Origin of the sequence: Clostridium sp. ZBS15, from assembly GCF_023845705.1 — a bacterium.
Lineage (GTDB): Bacteria > Bacillota > Clostridia > Clostridiales > Clostridiaceae > Clostridium > Clostridium aquiflavi.
On record NZ_JAMQHY010000078.1, the window covers coordinates 3,785 to 7,149 of the forward strand.

Annotated in this window: 2 protein-coding genes; both read right to left on the bottom strand. The window is 25.7% G+C overall.

The window, feature by feature from the left end; all coding sequences use genetic code 11:
* Window positions 1–57 precede the first annotated feature (57 nt).
* Entirely contained in the window at window positions 58–1,071 is a 1,014-nt protein-coding gene (gene aroF, locus NG904_RS16250) for a 3-deoxy-7-phosphoheptulonate synthase (protein ID WP_252232742.1), read from the bottom strand.
* 379 nt (window positions 1,072–1,450) lie between these two features.
* The gene (gene cls / locus NG904_RS16255) at window positions 1,451–2,884 is read right to left on the bottom strand and encodes a cardiolipin synthase (RefSeq protein WP_252232744.1); all 1,434 of its coding nucleotides are present in this window, start codon (window positions 2,882–2,884) and stop codon (window positions 1,451–1,453) included.
* Window positions 2,885–3,365: the final 481 nt, after the last annotated feature.

Consider the following 3,365-nt stretch of genomic DNA (forward strand, 5'->3'; position numbering starts at 1 on the left):
AGTTCAATTACTCAGTCCACCTTTACTTATACATATATAAATTTAGCTTTATTTAAACTATATTTCTCTACCTACTGCTTTTGCAATAACTTTTAATTCTTCAAAAAGTTTTGCATACTTACTTGGTTTTATTGATTGTGGTCCATCACACAAAGCATTTGCTGGATCATTATGGACTTCTATTATAAGTCCATCTGCACCAATTGCAATTGCAGCTTTAGCTAGTGGTTCTACCATCCAATACTTCCCTGTAGCATGACTTGGATCAATAATAACTGGTAAATGACTTAATTTTTTAAGAGCTGGAACTGCACTTAAATCTAATGTATTTCTGGTATATGTCTCAAATGTTCTAATTCCTCTTTCACAAAGAATTACATTTTCATTACCACCTGCCATTATATATTCAGCACTCATTAACAGCTCTTCAAGAGTTGCTGATAATCCCCTTTTTAAAAGTATTGGTTTATTTAATCCTCCCAATTCTTTAAGTAAATCAAAGTTTTGCATATTTCTTGCTCCAACTTGTATAACATCAACATTATCATTAAAAAATTCTATATCATATGGTGACATAATTTCCGTAACTATAGGTAATCCTGTATTTGCTTTTGCTTTTTTTAAAAGTTCTAAACCTTCATACTTTAATCCTTGGAATGCATATGGTGAAGTTCTAGGTTTAAATGCTCCACCTCTTAAAAAGTTTGCCCCTATTTTTTTAACATCTTTAGCTATTTGCGTTATTTGTTCTTCGCTTTCAACTGAACATGGTCCTGCAATCATAGCTATTTTATTTCCGCCTATTTTTTGTCCATTCACATCAATTATTGTTGATTCTGGATGAAACATCCTATTTGCCTTTTTAAAAGGTTCTTGTACATGCATAACTTTTTCAACTATTTCATTAGCCTCAATTTGTTCTTTATCAATTTTACTCGTATCCCCTACTAAACCTAAAATGCTAATGTCAGTTCCTATAACAGGGTTTACTTTAACACCTTGATTTTCTAAAATTAAAGTTAATTTTTCTATTTTTTCTTGTTTAACTTTTTGTTTTAATATTACTATCATATTTTTTGCCCCCTTAATTTTATATAAAAAAAATAGAGCCCACATATTAATGAGCTCTATAATGTATTCACATAATAAACATCTAAAAAATTCTTATAATTTTTGAGCACTCATTAAAGTTAAATTATTTAATTTTTTGCAAAATAAATAGCTAGCGCTAAAATAAAAGCCCCAGAACATAAAATAAAAAAAGTTATAAAATTTTGCAATAAATATTTTAACTATATTCTTTTCCATAGTGCCCTCCCATTAAATAAAATTTAATCATCTTGATATATTAATCAAATAAATTATTATATTTTTAGTATAACAACTTAGAATTTTTTGTCAATATTTTTTGATACTTTTTTATTTTTTATTAGTTTTTTTGATAATTCAATTATAATATTGGTGAAACTAGTCTTGCTAAAGATTCTTTTATCTTAATAGATGTACTTCTATTAGAATGAGATTCTATTGTTATTTCCTCAGAGAATTCAATATCCTTCATGAATTGTTTTTCATAATCAACAGCTACTCTATCATCAAAGATAAAAGCATTAACTTCAAAATTTAATTTGAAACTTCTTATATCCATATTAGCTGTTCCTATAGATACTACAGTACTATCTGCAACCATAGCCTTAGCATGAATAAATCCATTTTTATAATAATATATTTTTATTCCAGAATTTAATAGTTCACCTATATAAGAACTAGCTGCCCATTGCATAAAAAAGTGATCTGGATTTCCTGGAATTATTATTCTTACATCAACACCTGACAACGCAGATATTTTTAACGCCTCTAATATAGGCAAATCTGGAACTAAATAAGGTGTCTCTAAATATAAATTATTTTTAGCATTATTTATAAGCTTAATATATGCGTTTCTAATATATTCTTCTTCATGATCTGGACCACTTGTAACTATTTGTATTCCCACATCCCCTATTTCTTCATTTGTATCTGATAAATATTTATTATAATCACGTATTTCTTCTTCTGATGCATAGCACCAATCTAATAAAAATCTTTCATTTAAATCATTTACTGCTCCACCTTTTATTCTAATGTGGGTATCTCTCCAAAATCCAACCTTAGGATCTTTATTTATATATTCCTTACCAACATTAAATCCTCCAACATATCCATATTTCCCATCTATTACAACTATTTTTCTATGATTTCTATAATTTATACGCGTATTTATATGTGGTAAAATTCCCGGGAAAAATATTGCAAATTTTCCTCCTGATTTTAAATAATTCTTTAATGCACCTTTTGTTAAAGTATATGAACCCATACTATCTGCTAAAAGTCTTACTTCAACTCCACTTTCTGCTTTTTTTGTTAATTCTGCTATTATTTCTTTTCCTAAACAATCATTACGAAAAATATAATATTCTATATGTATATATTCTTTTGCATTCTTTATATCTTTAATTAATTGTCTAAATTTATCCTCTCCATTAACATATACTTCAAGATCATTGTTAGTTGTATATTGACAACCTGAATGATTATAATTCATTTTTCTTAAATCAAAAAATTTATCTCCACCATCATGGCAATTACTCTTATTACCATATCTACTACTTAAATTTCTTCTCTTTATTTCATCAATTTGTTTTTTTTCTTTAAAAATCTTTTGCCTACTTAAGTTTTGTCCTAACAAAATATATAATATAAATCCAAATCCCGGTAGAATAATTAGTATTAAAAGCCATGCCCATGTTGTTGTTGGATCCTTTCTTTCTATAAATATCAATGATAATGAAAAAATTATATTTAATATTAAAACTATCATGCCTATCCCTAATAATATATTCATATTTTCTCACTTCCTTTGTTTAGGTTATTATTTTGAATTAAATAATTATATTATAAATCTTCGTTTAATTTATAGGCTATATTCACTATTTTATCATAGATATATAAATTTATTATAATGAATTAACTAACATTTACTTAAATAAAGCTTTAAGTATTAATACTATATCCTTTTAATAATATATGAAAAAAATTTAATACTATTATCACATTTCAAATCTAACAACCAATTATACTGCCATTGTTATTCCTTATGGAAAATTTTTTAATTTTTTCTAATTTATAATTTCGATTATTAATAATTTCTTAAATAACATAATTTCATAAAGATGTACTCATCATACTTCTAAAATACAGTATTCTATAAGTTATCCACAAATTTTTTAATAAAATAAATTCCTAAAGAATAAAAAAAACCTAGAGTGATTAACACTCAAGGTTTAAAAATAGTCAAAATAGACTTTAAAAACTTCATGAATGAT

Excerpts from the sequence above, each read along its gene's own strand:
- aroF (WP_252232742.1), bottom strand. The coding sequence starts at position 1,071 with ATGATAGTAATATTAAAACAAAAAGTTAAACAAGAAAAAATAGAAAAA.
- cls (WP_252232744.1), bottom strand. The coding sequence starts at position 2,884 with ATGAATATATTATTAGGGATAGGCATGATAGTTTTAATATTAAATATA.